The organism is Paludisphaera soli, assembly GCF_011064595.1.
GTDB lineage: Bacteria > Planctomycetota > Planctomycetia > Isosphaerales > Isosphaeraceae > Paludisphaera > Paludisphaera soli.
The window spans coordinates 86317-109376 of sequence record NZ_JAALJI010000026.1 but is presented as its reverse complement, the minus strand read 5'-3'; the positions used below and the strand labels follow the sequence as shown (position 1 = coordinate 109376).

The window sequence follows — 23060 nt, the reverse complement described above, 5'->3', positions numbered from 1 at the left end:
AAACTAGCACTAGGTGTCATCAAGCCAGGCCGGCGAGTCCTCCACCTTCGAGGCTCAAAAGACCTGGACCGAGCGACACGTCAGGGATGTTCGGTAGACGCCCAGCGGACGCACTTGGGCCTCACCATCTGCTGGCTTGCTGAGGATCGGGCTCAGTCCCACCGATCGAGCACGGACTAGGCCTGGATTCCGGCCGATGTCCCGCGGAAGCGGGCTTCCCATGAAGATTCGCCGACCAAGCCTCGGCCGCGTTCGAGACCTACGTCGCGAGGCACCTGGCACCGACGCTGAGGCCCGGGGACGTGGCGATGAAGGACGATCCAACTGCCACAAGACGGTCGAGGCGGCCCTGCTGATCGCCGCGGCCGGGGCCGGGCCGCGGTCCCTGCCGCCGTTCCGCCCCGAGCCGAACCCGATCGAGCGCATGCTCTCACGATCGACGCCCTGCGGGCGGTCCGTGAGAACGACGTCATCGGCCGGTACCGCCATACGCGGCTACCAGGCCCGCCGATAAAGCACACACTCGACGGGAAACCGCTCCAACCCGGAACGACAGCTCTCGACATCCGTCGGTCACGACGGGTTCACCGGCGGTCGGGGGGCCCTCGCAGACGATCGCCAGACGACGGGCTCGAACATTCTTCGAGGGTCAAGCCCTACGAACGACAAAGGCCGCCGAAGCCTCCCGGGTGGGGCGGGCTTCGACGGCCTATCGCGGGGCGGATCCAGCAGGAGCCGGGGCCGGGATCAGTTGCCGACGACGAAGTGGGCGTCGTTGGCCTCGGCGTCGTTGACGATGCGGCCGATCAGTTCGAACTCGAGCTTCTGATTGAACGGCAGCTTCACCCCCAGGGCCTTGAGGGGGACGAGGAACTGCGCGCCCTGGAAAGGGATCGGGAAGACGCCCGAACCGACCAGGTTGTTCAGGGGCTCCAGCGCCTGAAGGTTCTTGAGCGACGGGAGCTTGAACGAGGACTTGATCGCTTTGATATCGGTCTTCGCCGGCGCGGCGGGCTCCGGCACGGCCTCGGCCTCGGGCTTCGGGGACTCGGCGGGGGGGGCCGGAGTCTCGGCGGGTCTCCCGGCCTTGCGGCGGGATTGGGGGGTGGCGAAGGGTTCGGCCGATTCGTCGCCGGCGGCGGCGGCGGGCTCGTCGTCTTCGGGGAGGGTCGGCAGCGGGGCCGGGGTGCCGTCGGCGTTCACGCCTTGAGGGAGCGTGCGGCTGGGCAGCTCGGGGAGGGCCGCCGCGGTGCGCGGGGCCTCCGGCTGGTCGGCCGTCGCGGGGAGGGCGGGCACGATCCCGGCGGCGGGGGGCGGCGGCGTGGTTTCGGGCTCGTCGGCCACCTCGGCCGAGATCACGGCCAGGTGTTCGCGGACGACGGCCTTGCCGTCGGCGTCGGCCACGGTGTGCGGGCCGAAGGCGACGATGAGGACTTCGCCGTCGGGGATCAGCCATTCGCCGGCGGCGGCTGCGCGGCCGACCTCGGGGATTTGGATGGGCGTCTCGGCCGGAGCCCAGCTGGCGCGGGAGGCGGCGTCGTCGGTCTTGGCGGCGGCCTTCGCGCCGGCCTCGCAGCACGGCGACTTGCCCTCATCCTGAGCCTTGCAGAGGGCGAGGATCGCGGACGCCTTGCTGGGGTTCCGATCGGCCCAGTTCACATCAGCATCCACGCCTTTCTCGGAGTCCATCGAGGCGGTGATGGTCACCGTGACGCCGGCCGGCTTGTCGGCGTGGTCGTGGGTCGGGCAGGCGGCGGTCGAGGCGTGGGCGGCCTTGGCGGCGGGGGAGCCGAGCGTGTGGACGCTGCGGACGTCCACGTCGTCGATGACGAGTTGGGCGAGCACGCCCTGGTCGATCTTGCGGCCGACGACAGTGGCGACGAGGCCCTCGCGGACGCTCTCGGTGACGGGCTTCGGGGCCTTCCCCTTGCCCTTCCAGATGACCTGCGTGACGAAGTCGTGGCTCTTCCGGGTCGTGACGTGGACCGGGGCCTGGGCGAAGCCCTTGGCCTCGACGGTCCCGGCGGCGACGGCCCGGGCCTCGCCCGGGAGGCGGTCGAGAAAGTCGTCGGCCGAGGTCCAGACGCTCACGGCGTTGTGCTGGACGACCGGCTTGAGGCCGGCCTCTCGCCAGGCGAGGCCCCGCACCGCGACCGTGCGGAAGCGGTAGGTGATCTCCGGCTTGGCCTCATCCGGCGGCGATCCCGCGCCCGCGGCGGCCAGGGCCGCGGCCACCCATCCTAGTGCGATGCCCATGCGACGACCTCCGTTTCGTCTTGTCGATCCTTGAAGCGCATCCCGACCGAGTTCGGTCAAAGCGGGCGGATCATACGACCGTCGTCCGGGTCGGTCAATCGCGGCTCCCGGCCTTTCCGCGCCGGAACTTGAGGATTTTGGGAAAGGAGTTCCGACGCGATCCGGGGCGAGGCGACTGGCGGAACGGCGGGCCGGATCGGACAATCGAGCGATCGCGGGCGACGTCGCGCGGTCGGAGCGACCACCGACGCCCCCGGAACACGCCTGAGATCGCCATGACTCCGAATACGTTGTCGCGCGGGGAGAACCTGGACCGCGTCCGCGCCGGGGGGAACTGGGACGTCGTGATCATCGGCGGTGGGGCGACCGGCCTGGGCGCGGCGGTCGACGCCGCCGCCCGGGGCTACCGGACGCTCGTGCTGGAGGCCCTCGATTTCGCCCACGGCACCTCCAGCCGGAGCACCAAGCTCGTCCACGGCGGCGTCCGCTACCTGGCCCAGGGGAACCTGCCGCTGGTCCGCGAGGCGCTCCGCGAGCGGGGGCTGCTCGCCCGCAACGCCCCCCACCTCGTCCACTCGCGGGACTTCATCGTCCCGGCGTATCGCTACTGGCAGCTGCCGTTCTACGGGATCGGCCTGTGGATGTACGACCGGCTGTCGGGGAGTCTCTCGCTGGGGGGCTCGCGATGGCTCTCGCGCAAGCAGGTGCTCGAAAGGACGCCGACCTTGCACGCGGCGGGCCTGCGTGGGGGCATCCTCTACACCGACGGCCAGTTCGACGACGCCCGGCTGGCCGTCGCCCTGGCGCGGACGGCGACCGATCTGGGGGCCTCGGCGCTCAACCACGTCGCGGTCGTGGGGCTGATCAAGGAGCTGGGACGGACGATCGGCGTGAGGGCGCGGGACGAGGAGACGGGCGAAGCCTTCGAGATCCGCGCGAAGGCGGTCGTGAACGCCACGGGGGTCTACGTCGACGCGGTGCGGCGGCTGGACCAGCCCGACGCCTCGCCGATCCTGGCGCCGAGTCAAGGCGCGCACATCGTGCTGGACCGGTCGTTCCTCCCCGGCGATGCGGCCGTGATGATCCCTAAGACCGACGACGGCCGTGTGCTGTTCGCGATCCCCTGGCACGACCGCACGCTGATCGGCACGACCGACGTGCCGCTCTCCGAGACGCCTCGCGAGCCCCGGCCGCTGGCGCAGGAGCTGGCTTTCCTGCTGGAGCACGCCGGCCGCTACTTGAGCAAGGCCCCCGGCCCCAAGGATGTGCGGAGCCAGTTCGCCGGCCTCCGGCCCCTGATCAACGCCGAGGCCGGGCGGGGGGGCCAGACCAAGAAGCTCTCGCGCGAGCACGCGGTGGTCGTCTCGGACTCGGGCCTGATCAGCATCACCGGCGGCAAGTGGACCACCTATCGCGTCATGGGACGCGACGTGGTGGACTACGCGGCCGAGGTCGGCGGCCTGCCGCGCAAGGCGTGCAGCACCGAGGGTCTCCACCTCCACGGCTGGACCGAGCGGCCCACGGACCGCGAGGAGACGCTTTCGCTCTACGGCTCGGAGCTGGACGAGCTGCGGGCGCTCGCGGCCGCCACGCCCGAGGCCGGGCGGAAGCTCCACGAGCGCCTCCCCTACATCGAGGCCGAGGTGATCTGGGGCGTCCGGCACGAGGCCGCCAGGACCATCGAGGACGTGCTGGCCCGCCGGACCCGCGCCCTCTTCCTGGACGCCCGTGCCTGCATCGACGCCGCGCCCCGAGTCGCCGCGATCATGGCCGAGGAGCTGGCTATGGACCAGGGCTGGCGCGACCGCCAAGTCGCCGAGTTCGTGGCCCTGGCCCGGACCTACCTGCCCTCGTGACCGGCTCGTCCCTGATCGGCCGGGCCGCTCACCGACCGACCAGGATCAGGTCCTCGTCGCCCTCGTCTCCGAACACCAGGCCGGCGGCCTCCGTGTCTACCAGGAAGCCGGAGACATAGGTTTCTCGCAGCCAGGCCGCGAAGCCGGACCACTCCTCGGGAGGCTCCGGCGAACCCAGGACGATAAGCACCCTGCCCGGCGAACCTGCCCAAAGGACGCGGTCGCCAGCCCGGATCTCATCGCCCGACTGGTAGCGAGCGGCCGAAAACGCCGGGGCCAAGACCTCCCTCCTGTCGGACGCGGGGTCGTCGCGCGTTGATCCGGGGCTCAGCGGAAGAAGCAGTTCATCGGGTCCTTGGCGATGTATTCGAGGGCGTCGTCGAGGCCGAGGATGACGTCGCCGAAGTCGCCGACGGATCGCCATCGCTCGCTGAAGACGCTCCAGTAAAGCACCGCGAACCGTCCGTCGGTCTGGGGCCGCAAGCGGGCCACGGGCTCGCCGCAGTCCTCCCGGAACAGGGAGTATCCGTGGCGGTCCTTGCGGACGCCCACGCCGCCGCCGTTGGTCCCGTTGAAGGCCGCGATGCGGCTCTGGACGAAATCGAGGATCACCGGGTTCGCCTCCGCGACCGCGGCCCCCGCTCCGCCGATCTTCCCGCGGACCGAGGACTTACGGCCGCCGCTCTTGCTCGATTTCATGTCCGAGATCCGGTGCGAACCGGCCCCCCGCGTTCGAGATGGTCCACGCGTCCTGCGCCGGCGTTCGATCCCTAAAATCATCCCGACCGACACGCCCGGGACGCAAGGAAAATCCGCCGATCCTACGCGACATTTGTTCAGATTATTCGCGGCGATCCTCGTCCTGGGAACCCCCCGAGCCGGGTCGGAGATCGAAGGGGGCTTGCGATCCTCGGCGTTCCGGCCGACCCTAGAGGGTGTCTGCTGGGTCGATCCGGCCCGCTTGGGTGCGGGCGTCGACCCAATCCACCCCATGCAGGAGCCGTGGCCCGGGACGATCCGGGCGACGCGAAAGATCCATGTCCGACCAGACGCTGCTGACTCTTTGGGACGACGTCCGTACGAAGACGCTCGACGTGCTCAAGGATCTGGACGACGTCCACGCAAGATGGGCGCCGCCGAACCTCCAGAACTCGTGCCTGTGGCACGCCGGCCACGCCTTCGTGGTGGCCGAATTCCTGGCCTCGCGGGCCCTGGGCTCGCCCGCCCAGATGCCAGCGAACTGGCTCAAGATGTTCAGCTGGGAGAGCAACCCGGCGCACATCCGCCTTGAGGAATGGCCGCCGCTGGCGGTGGTCGTCTCGGCCCTTTCCGAGCAGCATCGGCGGCTTCGCGAGCTCTACGCGGCGCTGACGCCCGAGCAGCTCGACACGGCCGATCCGGGCAAGCCCGAGCGTTCGGCCCGACGCACCCTCCTCATCGCCTTGCAGGACGAGGCGCGGCACACCGGGGAGATCATGCTGCTTCGCAAGATGATGACCAAGACGTTCGTCGTCGCGTCCGCCTCGCTCGCCTAACCGCGGCTCAACGACGCGTCAGCGCGGCCCCTGCATCGCCCTCGCGACGGTCGAGGCGACGCTCCAGCACCGGGGCGAGCGCCTCGGCCGCCAGGCGGTGGCCCTCCTCGGACCAGTGGGTGTCGTCGGGGAGATAGGCCAGGCCGCCGGCCTCGGCCGAGGCCCGGAAGGGGCCGGTGAGGTCCACGAACCCCACGTCCGGCCCGAGCCCCTCGACCAGGCGACGGAAGTCTTCCGGCAGGTCGTCCGACGGCCAGGTGACGCAGGGGGAGTCGGGTGCGAACGCGCAGAAGTCGCGATACACCCGCAGCTTGGCGGGGACGAACGCGACGACCAGCTCGACGCCGTTCTCGCGGCACAGGGCCCGGGCATCGGCCAGGATGCCCCGCACCCGCTTCAGCTCGTCCGACTTCCCGCGCGGGAACTCCGGCCCCCCCGTTCCGTGCTGAATGCCCGTCCCGAAGTAGATCGGCGTCCGGCCCCCTTCGCCATCGCGGAAGAGGCCGGCGTGGGCCTCGGCGGGCCTGGTCGGCTCCGGGCGGAGCCAGTTCCGGATCGCGAACCCGAGGCTGTTGCGGACGAAGCTTCGGCCGTAGCCGCTCTCCGCCCGACGCTCGTCCAGGATGTAGCGCAGGTTCTTCTGGTTCGCGTCGTACTCGTGAAGGTCCTGAAGGTCGTTCCCCTCGTAGAAGGCCCAGACGCAGACCGAGGGCCGCAGAGGGACTCCGAACCGCCGGAGGACGTTCCATTCTTGCTGGGGCCCGTATCCGGTGCGGCCGAGGTTGACGACGCTCCGGCCGAGGAGTTTGGCGAGCCGGGCCGTCATCAACTCTTCGGCCTCGACGTGCAGCCCCTCGATGAACGAGTCGCCGACGACGACCACGTCGGCTTGCTCGACGTCGGACGGGTTGCGGAATCCGTTGGCGTCGGTCACCAGCTCGCAGTTGTAGCGTCGCCAGGGCTTCGCGCCGCGGAGGCCGTACAGCTCGGCGCCGTCGTAGCGGAACCTAGTCTTCTGGTGGGGGCGTCGGACGTAGATCAGGTCCGGATCCGGCCTGTTCCCCGATCGCTGCCAGGGCGGCGTGGGGGCGGTGAAGACCACGCGGTAATCCACCAGCCGCAGGCTCGAGGGGGCCTCCAGCGCGCCGAGGGTCAGCCCGAGCGTCCCCGTGCAGAGGGCGAACCTCCCGAGGGTCCCGGCCGGGCCGTGCGGCGAGAAGACGAAGAACGGCCCCCAGGCGGCGAGATAGGCCAGGCCCAGCAGGCCGACGAGATGCTCGGGATTGGTGTCGAACGCGGTCGCGCCGAACCGGAGCGCCAGGACGAGCAGGCCCGTCCAGGCCGCGTAAACCATCAACCTCAGCGCACGTTTCCGTCGGCTCATCGCGGCGTCGCCCCCCTCCCTGGGTCGCTCCCGCGGCGTCACTCACGCGGGCGAACGCGGATTAAGCTCTCGGCGAGGATTCCTGTCAACGCGAACCGCCTAGGTGCACAAAGTGGGAATGAGGGCGCGACGTCCTTTCGCTCGTGGGTCGGGATGTGCTAATTTGACGGTGTGATGAAGGATTCAAGATGGATCATTGACATCCCTCCGTCCTCGGTCCCGCCCCTTGCCGAGGACGGCCGACGAAGCCACCGCCAGGGATCGGCCCCATGTGCTCTGGCGCGCCGGGTCGTGGCGCAAGGATGCATGGCGGCCGCCCTGGTGGCCTTCCACTCCGTCGCGAAGGCCGACCTGCCCTACGAGCGCGAGCCGATCAACTACATGACGGCCGAGGCTCAAGACCCCGTCGCCGGGCTCAAGAAGCTCGTCGACTCGAAGCAGGTCCTGCTGGCGAAGGAAGGGCCCCAGGGCTACCTGCGCGCCGTGCTCCAGGCGCTCGACGTCCCGGTCTCTTCGCAGGTGCTCGTCTTCTCCAAGACGAGTTTCCAGGGCTCGCGGATCTCGCCCCGGACGCCGCGCGCGCTCTACTTCAACGACGAGGTGTACGTCGGCTTCGTGCAAGGCGGCGACGCCCTGGAGTTCTCGGCCGTCGACCCCGAGCTGGGCGGTGTCTTCTACCTGCTCGAACAGGCCGAGGACGGAACGCCCGAGATCGAGCGTCGGACGCACGACTGCCTCCAGTGCCACGTCTCGGGCAAGACCCAGGACGTGCCGGGGCACCTCGTCCGCTCGATCCCGACCGAGCCCAACGGCCGCCCCGTCTTCAGCGCGGGGAGCTACACCACCACCCACGAGAGCCCCCTCAAGGAACGCTGGGGGGGCTGGTACGTCACCGGGTCGACCGGCTCCCAGGCTCACATGGGGAACATCCTGACGAGGCTGGAAGACGGCGCCGAATCGGTCGGCGCCCGCGCCGCCGAGAGCCTGCTGGACCTCTCGAAGCGGCTGAACGTCAAGCCGTACCTGTCGCCCCACAGCGACGTCGTCGCGCTCATGGTGCTGGAGCATCAGGTCAAGATGCACAACCTGATCGCCTCGGCGAACTACCAGGCCAAGCTCGCCCTGCAATACGCCAGAGAGATCAACAAGGCCTTCGGCGAGCCCGAGGGGACGATCTCCGAGAGCACCGCCCGTCGGTTCGAAGGACCGGCCGAGCAGATCGTGAAATACATGCTGTTCGTCGACGAAGCCGAACTGACCGATCGCGTCGAGGGCTCGTCGGGGTTCGCCGCCGAGTTCGCCGCGCGCGGCCCTCGCGACGATTCGGGGCGTTCCCTCCGCGATTTCGACCTGTCGACCCGGCTGTTCCAGTTCCCGTGCAGCTACCTGATCTATTCGAAGGCGTTCGACGACCTCCCCGCCCCGGTCAAGGAGCGGACCTACCGCCGCCTGTGGGAAGTCCTGACCGGCCAGGACCAGTCCCCGGCCTTCGCACGCCGCACCCCCGACGAGCGCCGCGCGATCCTGGAGATCCTGCTCGCCACCAAGGCCGACCTGCCGGAATACTGGCGCGAATCGCGCTGACGCCGGCAGGGGCCCGACCGATTGCCGCGAGGTCGCCGGGGCGATAACCTGAGGAGGTGCAGGCGCGTCGCCGCCGTCGCGCCGAATCCCCCGACCTCCCCGCCCGGTCACCAAGGGTCCACTCATGCCGAAGCGCCCCTCCCCTCGGCCTCGCTCGCGGACGATCGCCTGGATCCTGCTCCTCGGGATCGTGAGCCTCCTCACCGCCGATCTCATCCGGGCTCAGGTCCTTCAGCAGGCGGGGGCGCAGGACGAGGCGAAGCCGGCGGTCCAGGAAGCGAAGCCCGAGCCGGGCGCCGGCCTGTTCGCAGGCGACAACCTCACGGCCTGGTGCATCGTCCCGTTCGACTCCAAGCTGCGTGGGCCCGAGGAACGGGCGGCGATGCTCGAACGCCTGGGCTTCAAGCATTTCGCCTACGACTGGCGGGCTGAGCACGTCCCGACCTTCGACGAAGAGGTCGCGGCCCTCCAGCGCCACGGCGTCGAGCTGACCGCCTTCTGGGGACCGGCCGAGCTGAACGACGACTCCCGGCGCATCTTGGACCTGCTCAAGCGGCATCACCTCAAGTCCCAGCTCTGGGTGCTGACCGACTTCGGCCCCGACAAGGCGGAGGGGACCGAGCAGGATCGTCGCGTGGCCGAGGGCGTGAGGCGGATCAAGCCGCTGGCCGAGGCCGCCGACGCCATCGGCTGCACCGTCGCGCTCTACAATCACGGCGGCTGGTTCGGCGAGCCGGAGAACCAGATCGCGATCATCGAAGGATTGAAGAAGGAGGGCGTGGGCAACGTCGGCCTCGTCTACAACCTGCACCACGGCCACGACCATCTGGACCGGCTCAAGCCCTTGCTCCAGACGATGATGCCCTACCTGATGGCCCTGAACATCAACGGCATGGACCCCGGCGGCGACCGCATCGGCCGCAAGATCCTGCCGCTCGGCCAGGGCGAACGCGACCTGGAGACGCTCCGCATCATCCGCGAGAGCGGTTACAAGGGCCGGATCGGCATCCTCGGCCACACCCAGGATGACGCCGAGGAGCGGCTCCGCGACAACCTCGACGGCCTGGACTGGCTCGTCCCGCAACTCGACGGCGCGGCGCCCGGTCCGAAGCCCACCCCCCGGACGCCGGTCCCGCCCCGACCCGAGCCAGCGCCGGCCGCCGCCGCGGCGGGACTCTCGCCCGCCCAGGCGCTGGAGGTCGCCGCCGTGCTGGACTCCGCGCGTGCGGAAGGCGACGCCGCCCGGGGCGCGGCGGTCTTCACGGACGTCCGATTCGCTTGCTTCTCCTGCCACAAGGTCGGCGAGCAGGGAGGCGCGATCGGCCCCGATCTGACCACGCTGGTGCGGACCACCTCGCCCGAGGAGATCGCCGCGTCGGTCCTCTGGCCACGCCTGAAGGTCAAGGAAGGGTATGAGGCGTTCGCCTTCGCCCTCGACGACGGCCGGCTCCTCCAGGGCTACAAGGTCGAGGAGACGCCGACCGCGATCAAGGTCCGCGACGCCGCTTTCGGCGAGGTCGTGCAGGTCGCGAAGGACTCGATCGAGGAGGCCAAGCCCCTGGGCACCCTGATGCCCGAGGGCTTGGCCTCCACCATGTCGCCCCGCGAGCGCAGCGACCTCTTCCGGTTCTTGCTGACGCTGGGCGCCGAAGGGACCGCGACGCCCGTGCTCACGCCCCCCGCCCACGGTCATGCTCCGGCCGAGTTCGCGTTCGACCAGAAGCCGCTCCGACCCGAGTTCTACACCAGCGCCGGCGACCACGTGAATCGGAACCGGACCTTCGACTTCTACGCGAAGGAGGCGGACTTCTTCCGCCGCCAGCCGAACCCGCCCTCGCTCCTGCCGATGTACCCCGGCCTCGACGGCGGCAAGCAGGGTCACTGGGGCAACCAGAACGAGTCGACCTGGGCCGACGGCCGCTGGAACGAGTCCGATCTGGGCTCGGTCCTGGGCGGCGTCTTCCGCGCCGAGGGGATCTCCGTCCCCAAGGCCGTCTGCCTGCGGCTGGGCGAAACCGGCGAGCTTTCCGCCTGCTTCAACCCCCAGACGCTCACCTACGACGCCCTCTGGACCGACGGCTTCGTCCGCTTCTCCAGCGTCCGCCACGGCTTCATGGAGGGACTGATCCAGGTCGGCCAGCCCCTGCCGAAGCCCGAAGGCGCCGCGCCCGACAAGCCGTTCGTCTACAAGGGGTACTACCGACACGGCAAGCGGGTGATCTTCGCCTACACGATCGACGGCGAAGAGTGGCTCGACGCCCCCTGGGTGGACGACGCCGGCCGCTTCGTCCGCGAGGCCGGCCCGGCCGCCTCGCACCCGCTCCGCGACCTGACCCGAGGCGGCGCGGCCCAGTGGCCCCAGGTCCTGGTGACGCACGGCAAGCTCGGGACGACCCGGCCGTTCGCGATCGACACGATCGAGCCGCCGTTCGAGAACCCGTGGAAGGCCCTCATGTTCTTCGGCGGGCTCGGCTTCCTGTCCGACGGCTCGGCGATGCTCGCCACGATGGAGGGGGACGTCTGGCGGGTCGAGGGCCTGAACGACGACCTGGCGAACGTGGCCTGGCGGCGGTTCGCCTCGGGCCTGCACCAGCCGCAAGGCGTGGTGGTCGCCGACGACAAGGTCTACGTCGTCGGCCGCGATCAGATCACCGAGCTTCAGGATCTCGACGGCGACGGCGAGGCCGACTTCCACCGCTGCGTGAACAACGCCTACACGACCTCCCCCGCCGGCCACGACTTCGTGTGCGGCCTGGAGCGCGACGCGGCCGGCGACTTCTACACGGCGTCCGGCCCCCAGGGCGTGCTCCGCGTCCCGGCCGACGGCGGCCCCCCGGAGGTGCTCGCCACCGGCTTCCGCAACCCGGACGGGCTGGGCCTCACGAAGGCCGGCGTCCTCACCGTGCCGCAGTCCGAGGGCGAATGGGTCCCCACCTCGCAGATCTGCGAAATCAAGCCCGGCGGCCATTACGGCTACCCCGGCCCGAAGGAGGACCAGCCCCCCGCCCTCCCCCTGGTCTACCTGCCACGCGGGATCGACAACTCCAGCGCCGCGCAGGTCGAGGTCAGCGACCGCTGGACGCCGTTCCGGGGGAATCTCGTCCACCTCTCGTACGGAGCCGCGGCGGCCTTCTTCGTCCTCCGCGACGAGGTCGACGGCCAGCCTCAAGGGGCGATCGTGCCGATCCCCGGCGACTACCTCTCGGGCATCCACCGCGGCCGATTCAGCCCGCGCGACGGCCAGTTGTACGTCTGCGGCCAGGCCGGCTGGGGGACCTACTCGGCGCTCGACGGCTGCTTCCAGAGGCTCCGCTACACCGGCGACCCGGTGCAGACTCCGAAGTCGATCCGCGCCGTCGAGAACGGCGTGGTGTTGACGTTCAACCTCCCGGTCGACCCGGCGGTCGTCGCCCAGCCAGGCGCGTGCTTCGCCCAGGCCTGGAACTACCGCTACAGCGGCGGCTACGGCTCGCTCGAATATTCCAGCCGACACCCGGGGACCCCCGGCCACGACGTCCTGCCGATCCGCGCGGCCCACGTCGTCGGCGACGGCCGCACGCTGTTCCTGGAGATCCCCGACATTCAGCCGGTGAACACCCTCCACCTCCGGCTGGACGTGGACGCCGGCCCGCCCCAGGAGCTGTTCGCGACCGTGCACAAGCTCGCCCCGCCGTTCACCGACTTCGAGGGCTATCGGCCCGAGCCGAAGACGATCGCGGCACATCCGATGCTCGCCGACATGGCCGCCCTGAAGTTCAAGAAGGCCCCCAATCCCTGGGCCGCCAAGCTCCCCAAGGCCCGTGCGGTCGAGATCGCGGCGGGCAAGAATCTGAGCTACACGGTCCCCGCGTTCAAGGTGAAGGCCGGCGAGACGATCCGGCTGACCTTCGCCAACCCCGACGTGGTCCCCCACAACTGGGTCCTTCTCCGCCCCGGCACGCTCGCCTCGGTCGGCGACCTCGTCAACAAGATCATCGCCGAACCCGACGCCGCCGCGAGGAACTACATCCCGAAGTCCGACGACGTCCTCGCCTTCGTCGACATCGTCGAACCGGCCAAGGAGGCCGTCATCTACTTCAAGGCCCCCGACGCCCCGGGGCGATACCCATACCTCTGCAGCTTCCCCGGCCACTGGATGGTCATGAACGGCGTGATGACCGTGGAGTGAAGCCGGACTCGACAAGCTGGCGACCGTTGAGGCGGTTGCGGCTGGGGGCGGGTCGTTCAGAACATGGAGTTCTCGTTGGCCGCCTGCTCGGGAATCGTCTGCAGCACGTCCCAGTGCTCCACGATCTTTCCGCCCTCGTCCAAGCGGAAAATGTCGATGCCCGCCCAGTCGGGGCCGCCCGGCCAGACCTGATGGCAGTGGAGCACGACGTAGGCCCCCTCGGCGATGGCCCGCACGAACCGGACTCGCTTGCCGGGATACTCCCGTGCCATGCGGGTAAAGTACGCGATGAAGGCGTCTTTGCCGTCGGCCACCGCGGGGTTGTGCTGGATGTAGGTCGCCCCGACGTATCGCTCGACGGCCTCCGCCGGCCGGCACTGGTTGAACATCAGGTCATAGAACTTCAGGACGGTCTGCTTATTCTCGTCGAGCCGATCGCTCATCCGAACGTCCTCTGATCAACGTGGTGTGAGTAGGCCGTTGAGGCTACCACCCCCCCGGATCAGCCGCAAAGTGCGCAGCGGCCCGATCTCTCTACCAATCGCCGCACGGCCCCTCCCTCCCCGAAGAGCAATATCTCGCATACGTATCAACGTGTAGCACATCCAGATCCTCAATAGGCGTCGCCGTCGACGAGAGCGCCGTCGGAGCGATGGGCGAGGGCGCGGAGGACGACCCGGTCGACGCGCGACTTGATGTAGCGCACCGTGCCGTCCCCCATCAGGAAGTTGGCGCCGCCGGGATGCCGGCTGGCGAACCCGCCGACCAGGTCCGAGTCGAATTCACCGGCCTCGATCATGGCCTGGAGCATTACTGGATCGAAGGCGTCGCCGACCCCGGAGCGCGACCGATTCTGGGCGAACGCGATATCGTACGGGGACTCGCCGTTGACGCCCCAGCCGGCGTTCCGGAGCGTGGCCGACGTCCCCATCGCCCAGGTCCCGAAGACCGAGGACATCGTCGTCTCGCCCAGCAGGATCGTGAACGCCGGGCCGTCGACCAGGTCCTCGCGGGCGACGCGGCTGTTGAGGAAGAAGACGCCGTGATCGTCGGAGTCGATCGGCTTCTCCACGTCGTGGTGACACCCCGCGTAGTTCATCGCCTGGGAGTTCGGATTCGAGGGGCAGATGAACGTGTTGATGCGGATCGCCACGGCCGAGGCGTTGCCGTCGGCGAACGCGCCGAGCTGGAAATTGAGGTTGTGGTAGACGTTCCGCTGCTCGATAAACGGCAGGATCCGCGCGGCCCAGCCGAATCGGTAGCCCTCCGGGTCGTTCGTCACCGGCCCCTCGAAGTCGACCACGCCGGGCGGGTAGACGCGGTGCGACGAGGCGTAGTTCTCCAGCGCCACGCCGAGCTGCATCAGGTTGTTCGTGCACTGGCTCCGCCGCGCGACCTCGCGGGCCGACTGCACGGCCGGCAGTAGCAGGGAGATCAGGACGCTGATGACCCCCACGACGATCATCAGCTCGACCAATGTGAAGCCGGCGGGCCGGCGCCCCGGCGCCTCAGTACGCATCGTCATCGATCTCCTCCCCATCCGAACGATGGCCCAGCGCGCGATAGACGACCGGGTCGATCGAGGCCCTCAGGAACCGCACCGAGCCATCGCCGAACGCGAAGACCGCTCCGTCGCCCCGGTGGTTGCTGCTGAACCCGCCGACGTATCCTGGGGGCAGGGCGATCCGACCGCCGGCTGCGAGGGTCTCCACCGAGAGCGGGGTCTTCGCGGAGGCCAGCCATTCCTCGGACTTCGCCGCGTCGCCCAGCATCGCGGCCTCGACCGCGTTGATCGCGGCCCCCGTGTTGCGGAGCGAGCTTCGCCCGCCCGCGAGCCAGCCGCCGGACGTCGGCGCCGAGACCTCGCCGATGAAAAGGGTCTGGGAGAGCCCGTCGAAGACGTCCGCCGCGCGAGTCCGGCTGTTGAGATAGAAGACGCCGTGGTCGTCGACGTCGATCGCCTTCTCAACTTCGTGATGCACCGCCGCGTAGCTCGACCGGCCGATCTCCGGCGCCGAAGCGACCGCCGGAGCGCCCATAACGTTCCTCCAGGTCAACGACGCCCAGGTGTCCCTCGGCTCGGCGTCCGGGCAGCGGAACATGGAGATCGTGGCCAGCCGCGCCGTCGAGTTGACCGGATCGGTCGCGCCCGCGCTGAAGTTCAGCGTGACGTAGATGCCCTGCTGCTCGGCGAAGGGGAGCAGCGACGCCGCCCAGCTCATCCGGTATTTCGCGGCGGTCTCCGAGAACGGCCGCTCGCCATCGACGACGCCCGGCGGGAGCACGTCGAACGTCGCCTGGTAGCTCTGGAGCGCCAGTTGGATCTGCTTCAGGTTGTTGATGCACTGGATCCGTCGCGCGGCCTCGTTCGACCCCACAAGGGCGGGGAGCAACAGGGCCAGGATCACGACGATGATCCCCAGCACGACGATCAGCTCGACGAGAGTGAACCCGCGCGGGCGTTCCATGAGACCTCTCCCCTCCCCGGCGCGGGGATCAATACGAGTCGGCGTTGATCATCTCGCCGTCGGCCCGATTGGCGAGCAGGCGGAAGGTCTCGGGCTGGATCGAATCCTTGATGAACCGCACCGAACCGTCGCCGAACGCGAAGTTGGCCCCGCCGGGATGCCGGCTCCCGAACCCGCCGACGTAACGGGCCGCCTTCTCGGGATCGGCGGCCGGGTCGCCCGGCTGCGGCAGTTGGGTCGCGTCGACCGGCCCATCCTCGGTCCAGACCTGCGGCCTCGTGCCGGAACGAGCGCTGTTGGGCGTCGCTCCCGCGTTGCGGAGGCTCGCCCGCGTGCCGGACGCCCAGCCCAGGTCGGAGCCGTCATTGAGCTTCTCGCCGACGAAGATGGTCATGCTCGTGCCGTCCGGGATCTCCTCGTAGCGGATCACGCTGTTGAGGAAGAAGACGCCCCGGTTGTCGGCGGCGATGGGCGCCTCGACGTCGTGGTGCACCCCGGCGTAGCTCGTCGCCGGCAGGCCCTGGGCGTTGCGCTGCTTGGTCGCGTCGTCCGACGGGCAGAGGAACGTGCGGATCAGGTTGTGCCGGGTCGTGACGTTCGACTGATCATAAAGGCCGATGTTGAAGTTGAAGTGGTTGTAGACGTTTTTCAGCTCCATGTAGGGCGTCAGCCGGGCGAGCCAGCCGTAGCCGTAGCCGTTCGGCCGGTCCAGGATCGGCCCCTTCCCCACATCGACGACTCCGGGGGGGAGCAGCTCGAACGAGCCCTCGTAGTTGTGCAGGGCCACGCCGATCTGCATCAGGTTGTTGACGCAGGTCACGCGCCGGGCCGCCTCGCGGGCCGACTGCACGGCCGGGAGCAGGAGCGCGACCAGCACGGCGATGATGGCGATGACCACCAGCAGCTCGATCAGCGTGAACCCCCGCCGCGCGCGGCGGAGGGCACGGGACCGGACGGTCGAAGGCGAGATCATGTCGGGACTCCTCGATAAAACTTCATGGCGTGTCGGGAAGCGTGACCTCGCGGCTCGATCGGGCGCGTCGCGGCGGGTCGGGAGGGTAGTCGGCCTGGACGCGGACCGTCGGCGCGCCGCCGTTCGGGTCCGACTCCACTCGGATCGTCACCAACGCCGCCGGGTCGTCTCCGGTCGCCGCGCCCAGGGCCCCGGCGGGGATCTCCCAGCGCTCGCCCCGGTAGTCGGGCTCGGCGGAGAGACGGGCCAGGGCGCGATCCACACCCGCTTCGGCCAGCAGGTCGGCCTGCACGGCCCGCTCCTGCGTGCGGGTCCGGTCGCGATACGCGACTCCCAGCCGGACCAGTTCGGTCGCGATCAGGGCGATGACGAACAGGAGGACCAGGACGGCCACCGAGGTCAGCCCGCGACGGCGTGAGCGTCTGGAAGGGATCTTCACGGCTTCGCTCCTTCGGGCTGCAACCCCGCCGGGGCGGTCTTCCCCGCCAGGGCCAGGATCTCGACGGCGCGGATCGGGTCGATGCGGTCCTTCCGGGCCTGGATGTCGACCTTGAGGGCGGCGAAGCGTCGCCCTTCGATCTCGCGAAGCTCCAGCCGGGCCCCGACCGATTGCGGGATCCGATAGGGCTCTCGAGCCGACTCCTTGTCGGCGTCGAGTACGACCCGCGTTACAGCGCCGCGCTCGTCGACGCGGTACTCGACCGCCCGGCCGGGACCGGGCTCCAGGCGGAGGACGGTCCCGTCGAGGGCCAGGCTACGCGACTCATGCACATCGGCGCGGAAGCGCCGCGAGAGCCGCCCCAGCGCCTCGGAGCGCTCGAACGCGGCCCGTCCGTCCGTCTCCAGCCGCATCGCCAGGCCGAGGATCATCACCCCCAGCCCCAGCATCACGGCGACGGCCGTCAGGAAGACCATCAGTTCCACAAGGGTCACGCCCCGTCGTGGGTCCGTTCGGCGTCGATTCGTCGGGCCGCTCATGACCCCTCCTTCCGGCGATGGACCCAGGTGGTCAGCCGGACGGGGGCGTCCCAGTCGCCCGCCCGATTTCGCCAGCGGATCTGGACGGCGACGCGACGGGCGGCCGCGCCGCCTTCGGCTTCGTCCGTCACCTCGGCCGTCCTCTCGACGCCCGGCAGCGCCGACGCGGCCGGCGACGGCGGGGCCAGGTCCTGGACGGGACCGGGGACGAGCGAGTCGTAGCTCCGGGCCGAAAGGCGTTCGATGAGGTTGGCGGCCTCGGCCGACGCCGCCTGGCGCCGGTCCCAGGTCCGCCGCTCGGCGGCGACGGCGGCGACCACCTTCGTGATCACGGTCATGGCGATCATCAACATCAGGGCCGCCATCGCCGCCTCGATCAGCAGCGAACCGCGACGCGGACGCCTACGTTGCGCGATCATCCCGAAAGCCTCCCGATCAGCTCGATCAAGGGGGTGAAGAACCCGATCGCCAGGAACAGCACGAGCGCCCCGACCGACAGGATCACGATCGGCCAGAGCGCCTGCGTCAAAAGGGCGAGTCGCAGATTTCGGCGGCGATCGATCGCGTCGGCCAGGTCGTTCATCGCCCAGGGGAGGTTGCCGACGGCGGTCGCCGAGGTCAGCACCTCGTGGTCGATGGGCCGGACGAGCCCCGAGCGCAGCAGGGCGTCGCGCCAGTCGCCGCCCCGCGTGACCTCGACGGCGACCGTCGCCAGTCGGTTCCGCACCCATCGGACCGGGTAGTAGCGGGCCAGCGTCTTCAAGCCCGCCTCGATGGGCCGGTTCGCCTCGGCGGTGATCGCCAGCGATCGGAGGATCATGGCCGCGTGCCGCCTCGGGAAGAGACGCCCGATCAGCGGCGGCTGGATCCCCAACCCGCCCGCGAGGGCCATCGGCAGCACGATCATCAGGATCAGCGTGAGCAACGGGAGCCAGACCGGCACGAGCAGGGTCGAGGTCAGGAAGTGCCCACCATTGATGAGCATCCTCGTCGAGGGGGGGAGCGACACCCCGAAGTCGTTGAAGATCGCCTCGAACTTCGGCACGATGTAAAAGAGGAGGAAAAAGGTGATCATCTGGACGACATAAAAAACCCCGAGGATGTACCCCGCCTGCGACGCCAGCGTGGCCCCGCTCCGCGACCGATCCGCCTGCATCAAGGCGGCCCGCCGCAAGGTGGGGCCGAGTCGGTCGCCTTCCTCGCCCATCCGGACGAGCATCGCCAGGTCGGCCGGGATGAGACGCCTCACCGAACTCATGGCGTCGGAGAGCCGCTCGCCCCGCCCCAGGTGGGCGGCCAGCCGCGAGACCCGGCGGCGGAACCGGCCGCGGTACTGGCTCGAGAACGCCTCCACCGTGGTCGTCAGCGGCATGCCGTGGTCGGCGGCTATGGCGAGCATCCAGAGCAGCGAATAACGCTGACCGGCCCGACCGCGCACGCCGACGACCACCGCGCCGAGGATCGCCGCCATGAGGAGGACGATGAGCAGCACGACGGCCCAGCCGCCGATGGATGCATACGCCCCGAAGAACGCCGCCACGGCGAAGACCACGATCAGCAGATGTCGCAGCCGCCAGGGCTCGACTTCCTCGATGTTCGCCGGGTACGCCCCGGGCGGGATGCTTCCGCCTTCCGGCGAACCGCCTGGCTGTTGCTGGCCCATGTCAACGCCTCCGAAGCTCGGCCATGACGCCGAGGAGCATTCCCATCGCGACGAGCCCGATGCTCACGGCCGAGGCCGCCAGGCAGCCGAGGAGCATCTCGACCCGCGACGGCCCCATCCGCGCGAGTCCCGCGATCGCGACCGGGCAGATCGCGGCCCCGGCGGCGAAGCACGCCCCCTGGCCCCACCGGAGGGCGACGGAATCGTCGCACACCCGCCGTCCCGCCAGCTTCATCAAGGTTCTCACGCGTCGGCTCCTCATTCGTCGTCCGGTGCGGCGGGGTCAGCCCGAGAGCCACGACAGCATGGAGATCAGCGGCAGGAACAGCCCGATGACCATCACGGCGATCCCCAGGAAGACGCCCATCATCGCCAGGAAGGCGAGGACCGCCCCGCTGAACGCCGCCTCGGCGCGAGAGCGGGCCTGGTAGGTCTCGCCGGCCATGCGGAGGACCTCGGCGGTCGCGGCCCGGTCCTCGGCCCATCGCAGGAGTCGAGGGAGCCCCGAGGGCATCGCCCGCCGGATCGCCCGCTCGCCGGCCCTGGCCTCGACAAAGTCGCCCAGTGTCGCCGGGGGGGGGCCGTCCTCGAACTTCGCCGGCGGGGAGGTCCCAGGGACGAGGTGGTCGAACGGGCCCGCGGGGCTCGTCGTGGGCGCCCCCCCCGCCATCGCGGCGGAAAGCGAAGCCCCCTGCTCCACCTGCCTGGCCATGGCCCGGCAGGCGAGGTCGACGTCGGCGTCCTCGACCCCGGCCCCGGTCAGGCGGAGCGCCTCCGGGAGCGGCAGGCGGGATTCCAGGAGCACCGCCAGCAGGTGGCAGAACTCGGTCCACGCCGTATAACGCCAGAGCGAGCCGACGATCGGGATGCGAGCGAACAGGCTGTTGCGCCTCGCCCGAGACGACGCCAGGCCGAGGCCCAGCCAGGCGGCGAAGAGGACCAGCACCAGGGTCAGTAGGGCAGGCCAACCGACTCGCACGGCGTGGGACAGCTTCAACAGGAACACGGTCACCAACGGCAGCGACAGGCCGAAATCCCTGAAGGTATCCTCGAACTTCGATACGACCAGGGCGTCCACGAGCACGAACAGCACCAGGGCCAGACCGATCGCCAACAGCGGATACGCCAGGCTGATCCAGAACGACCGCTTCAGCTCGGCGCCGATCGACGCGATGGCGGAGAATCGACCGAGCACCTCGCCCAGGTCGCCCGAACGGAGCCCCGCCCGGATGAGGCCCCGAAAGTGGGGCGGGATCGAACCGGCCTCGCCCTCGATCGCCTCCTCCAGCGGGACGCCGCGCTCGATGGCGTCGGCCAGTCCGAGCAGCGACCGCCGGAATTCGCCCGCCGAGGACTCCTCGGCCAGGGCGCGCAGGCCGGGGCCGAGCGGAAGCCCGGATCGGGCGACCCCGGCGACGTGCTCCGAGAGCCGAGCGGCCTCGCCCGGGGAGAGGCTCCCGCCGGGTCCTCGTTCGTCTCGCGGTTCCGTCATGGCTAGCTCGCTTCGGCTTCGGTTTAGGTCGGGGCGGCCTCGCACGTTGCGACGGCGGTCGATCGGGTCAGGGCCCCGCCAGCTCGTTCATCATCCCGGAGAGCGGCAGGAAGAGCGTGAAGGCGTAGAGCAAGGTCGCGGTCATTCCCACGACGAGGATGAGGATGGACGGCAGGAGCACGCGGAGCTTGTCCGCCTTGTACGTCGCACGCGAGCGATACATCGGGGCGAGGTTGCGCAGCGAGTGAACCAGGGAGCCTTCCGAGTGCCCATGGGCCAGGACCCAGCGGAGCATCGGCGCGAACGAGCGGAACACCCCGCCCGCGATCGCGCGTTCGGCCGAACTCCCGCTCTCCAGCGCGGCGGCGAGCGTCCGGGCCTCGGCGATCAACGCGGCGTTCCCGGTGGCCTCCGCGGCCAGAGCGACCGCCTTCGGATAGGCGACGCGATTCTCCAGCAGCAACGCCAGCAGCTCGGCGAAGCCCGCCGACTGGTAATCCCGCACCAGGGACCGCATCCAGGGGAAGAGGCCGAGGAACGTCCACGACGAGGCGTCCAGCCGCGAGGCCCGGCCCGACCGGAACCACGCCGCCGCGACCGCCGCCAGCACGATCGGCCAGATCGGCCACCAGATCCAGGCCGTCCGCCCGATCGACTCCACCAACGCCAGCGCCCGGGTCGTCGGCAGGCCGAGCGACGCGAAGGCCTCGCCGAATCGCGGGGCCAGCACCACGACCACGCCGAGGAACAGGGCGTACGCCAGGCTGGCGACCACGAGCGGATACCACAGGGCCAGGCCGACGGCGTCACGAGCCTCGGCGAACCCCCGCAGGTATCGCGACATCCCGCCCAGCGCCGCCGACACGTCCCCGGTCCGCGCGCCGGCCTCGACGACGGCCCGGTACAAGGGGGGGATCGCCGCGCCCTCGGCGTCGAGCGCCTCCACCAGGCTCTGGCCGCGCTTCATCCGGTCGGCCAGGGCCGCCGCGACGCCCCGCAGGCGACCGGGCAGCTCGCCGCTCGTCCGCCCCAGTCCGGCCTCCAGCGGCGATCCCGCGCGCACCAGCGCCGCGATCTCCTCGTTGAGGGCGACCAGCTCGGCGACCGTCACCGGCCGTCCACCTCGGGATCCTCCGTTCTCCGAATCGGCGCTCGCCATCCGCCACCCCCGCGATTCGTCGCCGTCCTCGGCCGCCAGGCGTCCTCGGACATTTGTGACAGAACCAGGTCTATCACATCTGTCACAGGCCGTCAAGCGCCGGCCCGGCGGAATTCGGACGTTTGTCCGACGAGCGAGGGGGCGTCTCAGGGGGCGGCGGGGAAACGCCCGTCCATGCCGAGGACGCGGCGGATCTCGGCGGGGGAGGTGCGGCCTTCTTCGACCGTATCTCGGGCGCGCGCCCATCGGCTCGTCATGCCGGCCTCGAAGGCCAGGGCTTCGAGGCGGCGGACGTCGGCCCGGTCGAGCACGGCGCGACCGAGGTCGTCGTCGAGCGGGGGCAGCATCTCGGCCAGCACGAGGCGGCCGAGGTAGCCCGAGCCGCCGCAAGCGGGGCAGCCCCGGGCCAGCCGGGCCGAGCGCACGGGGAGGCCCAGCAGTTCGGCCGGGTCGGACGACTCGACCGAGCAGGCGGGGCAGAGCTTCCGGACCAGCCGGAGGGCGATCACGGCGCGGAGGCCGCTGCGGATCGCATAGGGCTCGAGGCCCATGTCCAGCAAACGGCCGACGACCTCGCAGGCGCTTCCGGCGTGGAACGTGGTGAGGGTGAGGTGGCCCGTCAGGGCGGCCTGGAGCGTGGTCTCGGCGGTCGCGCGGTCGCGGATCTCCCCCACGGCCAGCACCTCGGGGTCCTGCCTCAGGAGCGCGCGGAGGCCGGCTTCGAGCGTCAGGCCGGCGGCGACGTCGACCTGCGACTGCGACACTCCGTCCAGGGCCGACTCGATCGGGTCCTCCAGGCTCGCCAGGCTGCGACGGCCGTCGGTCCGGCGGGCCAGCTCGCGCAGGCAGGCGTAGATCGTGGTGGTCTTGCCGCTGCCGGCGGGCCCGGCCAGGACGATCGCACCGGAGGTCTCGTCGAGGAGACGGGAGAGCGCGGCGCGGATCTCCTCGGGGAGTCCGAGGTCGTCGGGGACGAGGAAGCGTCCCGGCCCGCCGAACAGCCGGACGACGGCCTTCTCGCCGTGGAGCGTGGGGAACGTGGAGAGCCGCATCTCGACCAGGCCGGGCACCCGGCGGATCCGGCCTTCCTGGGGGGCGTCGGTCTTGTAGGTGAGCAGCTCGCCCAGGACCTTGAGCCGGGCGACGACGTTCGGCGCCCCCCGCTTCGCCAGGACGGCGACGGGTTGGAGCACGCCGTCGACCCGCCAGCGGACGTCGAGGCCGTCGGCGAGCGGCCGGATGTGGATGTCGCTCGCCCCGACCCGTTCGGCCCCGGCCAGCACGGCGTCGACGACCGACGTGGCGTACTGGGGGGATCCCGGGTCGAGTGCCTTCAGGCTTTCGGCGAGGGGGGCGTCGGGCATGTCAGGTCACCCCCGCCCCCCCTCGCAGCAGGTCTCGCAGATCGTGTGGCAGCGCGAGCAGACGAGCTTGGCCCGACGCTCGATCAACCGCCCGCCGCAGGCCGGGCACGCGGGGCGACAGGCGCTCGCCTTCTCGGGCGGCGGGTCCGGCGCAGGTCGTTGGGGCGACTGATCGGGCAT

General features: G+C 70.3%; 21 protein-coding genes. 4 read left to right on the top strand and 17 right to left on the bottom strand.

Annotated elements, in window-relative coordinates:
- Nucleotides 1-747 precede the first annotated feature (747 nt).
- Complete coding sequence (locus G6O68_RS25385) at nt 748-2256, bottom strand: hypothetical protein (protein ID WP_165251460.1); 1509 nt, start codon at nt 2254-2256, stop codon at nt 748-750.
- A gap of 275 nt (nt 2257-2531) precedes the next feature.
- Between G6O68_RS25385 and G6O68_RS25380 the strand changes: the two genes are divergently transcribed.
- Nucleotides 2532-4112, top strand: a complete 1581-nt coding sequence (locus tag G6O68_RS25380; RefSeq protein WP_165251459.1) for a glycerol-3-phosphate dehydrogenase/oxidase — start codon at nt 2532-2534, stop codon at nt 4110-4112.
- A gap of 28 nt (nt 4113-4140) precedes the next feature.
- Here the strand turns inward: G6O68_RS25380 and G6O68_RS25375 are convergent, their stop codons facing one another.
- Both G6O68_RS25375 and G6O68_RS25370 read right to left on the bottom strand, forming a co-directional pair.
- Entirely contained in the window at nt 4141-4302 is a 162-nt protein-coding gene (locus tag G6O68_RS25375; RefSeq protein WP_165251458.1) for a hypothetical protein, read from the bottom strand.
- A 137-nt stretch (nt 4303-4439) separates the two neighbouring features.
- A complete protein-coding gene (locus tag G6O68_RS25370; protein WP_165251376.1) occupies nt 4440-4811 on the bottom strand; it encodes a DUF3024 domain-containing protein in 372 nt (123 codons plus the stop codon).
- A gap of 338 nt (nt 4812-5149) precedes the next feature.
- On the opposite strand from G6O68_RS25370, the gene G6O68_RS25365 reads away from it, so the two are divergent.
- Nucleotides 5150-5647 carry a DinB family protein gene (locus G6O68_RS25365; RefSeq protein ID WP_165251457.1) on the top strand — a complete coding sequence of 166 codons (498 nt, stop codon included), beginning with the start codon at nt 5150-5152 and terminating at the stop codon, nt 5645-5647.
- A gap of 7 nt (nt 5648-5654) precedes the next feature.
- Here G6O68_RS25365 and G6O68_RS25360 read toward each other — a convergent pair whose 3' ends face one another.
- The gene (locus G6O68_RS25360) at nt 5655-7031 is read right to left on the bottom strand and encodes an SGNH/GDSL hydrolase family protein (RefSeq protein WP_165251456.1); all 1377 of its coding nucleotides are present in this window, start codon (nt 7029-7031) and stop codon (nt 5655-5657) included.
- A 306-nt stretch (nt 7032-7337) separates the two neighbouring features.
- Between G6O68_RS25360 and G6O68_RS25355 the strand changes: the two genes are divergently transcribed.
- Nucleotides 7338-8615, top strand: a complete 1278-nt coding sequence (locus G6O68_RS25355; protein WP_165251455.1) for a hypothetical protein — start codon at nt 7338-7340, stop codon at nt 8613-8615.
- A 124-nt stretch (nt 8616-8739) separates the two neighbouring features.
- Complete coding sequence (locus tag G6O68_RS25350) at nt 8740-12783, top strand: DUF6797 domain-containing protein (protein ID WP_165251454.1); 4044 nt, start codon at nt 8740-8742, stop codon at nt 12781-12783.
- 56 nt (nt 12784-12839) lie between these two features.
- Here the strand turns inward: G6O68_RS25350 and G6O68_RS25345 are convergent, their stop codons facing one another.
- From G6O68_RS25345 to G6O68_RS25285, 13 genes are all read right to left on the bottom strand, one after another.
- Complete coding sequence (locus G6O68_RS25345; RefSeq protein WP_165251453.1) at nt 12840-13226, bottom strand: nuclear transport factor 2 family protein; 387 nt, start codon at nt 13224-13226, stop codon at nt 12840-12842.
- A gap of 170 nt (nt 13227-13396) precedes the next feature.
- Nucleotides 13397-14308, bottom strand: coding sequence for a DUF1559 domain-containing protein (locus G6O68_RS25340; RefSeq protein WP_165251452.1), 912 nt, complete (start codon nt 14306-14308; stop codon nt 13397-13399).
- A complete protein-coding gene (locus tag G6O68_RS25335) occupies nt 14292-15251 on the bottom strand; it encodes a DUF1559 domain-containing protein (protein WP_165251468.1) in 960 nt (319 codons plus the stop codon). The genes G6O68_RS25340 and G6O68_RS25335 overlap by 17 nt, the downstream gene beginning before the upstream one ends.
- Nucleotides 15252-15279: 28 nt before the next feature.
- Nucleotides 15280-16224 carry a DUF1559 domain-containing protein gene (locus tag G6O68_RS25330; RefSeq protein ID WP_165251451.1) on the bottom strand — a complete coding sequence of 315 codons (945 nt, stop codon included), beginning with the start codon at nt 16222-16224 and terminating at the stop codon, nt 15280-15282.
- A 22-nt stretch (nt 16225-16246) separates the two neighbouring features.
- Complete coding sequence (locus G6O68_RS25325) at nt 16247-16663, bottom strand: type IV pilus modification PilV family protein (RefSeq protein WP_165251450.1); 417 nt, start codon at nt 16661-16663, stop codon at nt 16247-16249.
- Nucleotides 16660-17157: a hypothetical protein gene (locus G6O68_RS25320; protein WP_165251449.1), complete on the bottom strand. Its 498-nt coding sequence runs from the start codon at nt 17155-17157 to the stop codon at nt 16660-16662. The genes G6O68_RS25325 and G6O68_RS25320 overlap by 4 nt, the downstream gene beginning before the upstream one ends.
- 41 nt (nt 17158-17198) lie before the next feature.
- A complete protein-coding gene (locus tag G6O68_RS25315; RefSeq protein ID WP_165251448.1) occupies nt 17199-17621 on the bottom strand; it encodes a type IV pilus modification PilV family protein in 423 nt (140 codons plus the stop codon).
- The gene (locus G6O68_RS25310) at nt 17618-18865 is read right to left on the bottom strand and encodes a type II secretion system F family protein (RefSeq protein ID WP_165251447.1); all 1248 of its coding nucleotides are present in this window, start codon (nt 18863-18865) and stop codon (nt 17618-17620) included. Before G6O68_RS25310 ends, G6O68_RS25315 begins: the two co-directional genes overlap by 4 nt.
- Before the next feature lies 1 nt (nt 18866).
- Complete coding sequence (locus tag G6O68_RS25305; RefSeq protein WP_165251446.1) at nt 18867-19112, bottom strand: hypothetical protein; 246 nt, start codon at nt 19110-19112, stop codon at nt 18867-18869.
- Nucleotides 19113-19148: 36 nt separating this feature from the next.
- Nucleotides 19149-20357, bottom strand: a complete 1209-nt coding sequence (locus G6O68_RS25300; RefSeq protein WP_165251445.1) for a type II secretion system F family protein — start codon at nt 20355-20357, stop codon at nt 19149-19151.
- Between the two features lie 67 nt (nt 20358-20424).
- A complete protein-coding gene (locus tag G6O68_RS25295; RefSeq protein ID WP_165251444.1) occupies nt 20425-21468 on the bottom strand; it encodes a type II secretion system F family protein in 1044 nt (347 codons plus the stop codon).
- A 194-nt stretch (nt 21469-21662) separates the two neighbouring features.
- Entirely contained in the window at nt 21663-22880 is a 1218-nt protein-coding gene (locus G6O68_RS25290) for a GspE/PulE family protein (protein ID WP_165251443.1), read from the bottom strand.
- Nucleotides 22881-22886: 6 nt separating this feature from the next.
- Nucleotides 22887-23060 carry a hypothetical protein gene (locus G6O68_RS25285; protein ID WP_165251375.1) on the bottom strand — a complete coding sequence of 58 codons (174 nt, stop codon included), beginning with the start codon at nt 23058-23060 and terminating at the stop codon, nt 22887-22889.

Coding starts and splice junctions, on each gene's coding strand:
- G6O68_RS25385 (WP_165251460.1), bottom strand. CDS start 2,256: ATGGGCATCGCACTAGGATGGGTGGCCGCGGCCCTGGCCGCCGCGGGC.
- G6O68_RS25380 (WP_165251459.1), top strand. CDS start 2,532: ATGACTCCGAATACGTTGTCGCGCGGGGAGAACCTGGACCGCGTCCGC.
- G6O68_RS25370 (WP_165251376.1), bottom strand. CDS start 4,811: ATGAAATCGAGCAAGAGCGGCGGCCGTAAGTCCTCGGTCCGCGGGAAG.
- G6O68_RS25365 (WP_165251457.1), top strand. CDS start 5,150: ATGTCCGACCAGACGCTGCTGACTCTTTGGGACGACGTCCGTACGAAG.
- G6O68_RS25360 (WP_165251456.1), bottom strand. CDS start 7,031: ATGAGCCGACGGAAACGTGCGCTGAGGTTGATGGTTTACGCGGCCTGG.
- G6O68_RS25355 (WP_165251455.1), top strand. CDS start 7,338: ATGGCGGCCGCCCTGGTGGCCTTCCACTCCGTCGCGAAGGCCGACCTG.
- G6O68_RS25350 (WP_165251454.1), top strand. CDS start 8,740: ATGCCGAAGCGCCCCTCCCCTCGGCCTCGCTCGCGGACGATCGCCTGG.
- G6O68_RS25345 (WP_165251453.1), bottom strand. CDS start 13,226: ATGAGCGATCGGCTCGACGAGAATAAGCAGACCGTCCTGAAGTTCTAT.
- G6O68_RS25340 (WP_165251452.1), bottom strand. CDS start 14,308: ATGACGATGCGTACTGAGGCGCCGGGGCGCCGGCCCGCCGGCTTCACA.
- G6O68_RS25335 (WP_165251468.1), bottom strand. CDS start 15,251: ATGGAACGCCCGCGCGGGTTCACTCTCGTCGAGCTGATCGTCGTGCTG.
- G6O68_RS25330 (WP_165251451.1), bottom strand. CDS start 16,224: ATGATCTCGCCTTCGACCGTCCGGTCCCGTGCCCTCCGCCGCGCGCGG.
- G6O68_RS25315 (WP_165251448.1), bottom strand. CDS start 17,621: ATGATCGCGCAACGTAGGCGTCCGCGTCGCGGTTCGCTGCTGATCGAG.
- G6O68_RS25310 (WP_165251447.1), bottom strand. CDS start 18,865: ATGGGCCAGCAACAGCCAGGCGGTTCGCCGGAAGGCGGAAGCATCCCG.
- G6O68_RS25300 (WP_165251445.1), bottom strand. CDS start 20,357: ATGACGGAACCGCGAGACGAACGAGGACCCGGCGGGAGCCTCTCCCCG.
- G6O68_RS25290 (WP_165251443.1), bottom strand. CDS start 22,880: ATGCCCGACGCCCCCCTCGCCGAAAGCCTGAAGGCACTCGACCCGGGA.
- G6O68_RS25285 (WP_165251375.1), bottom strand. CDS start 23,060: ATGCCCGATCAGTCGCCCCAACGACCTGCGCCGGACCCGCCGCCCGAG.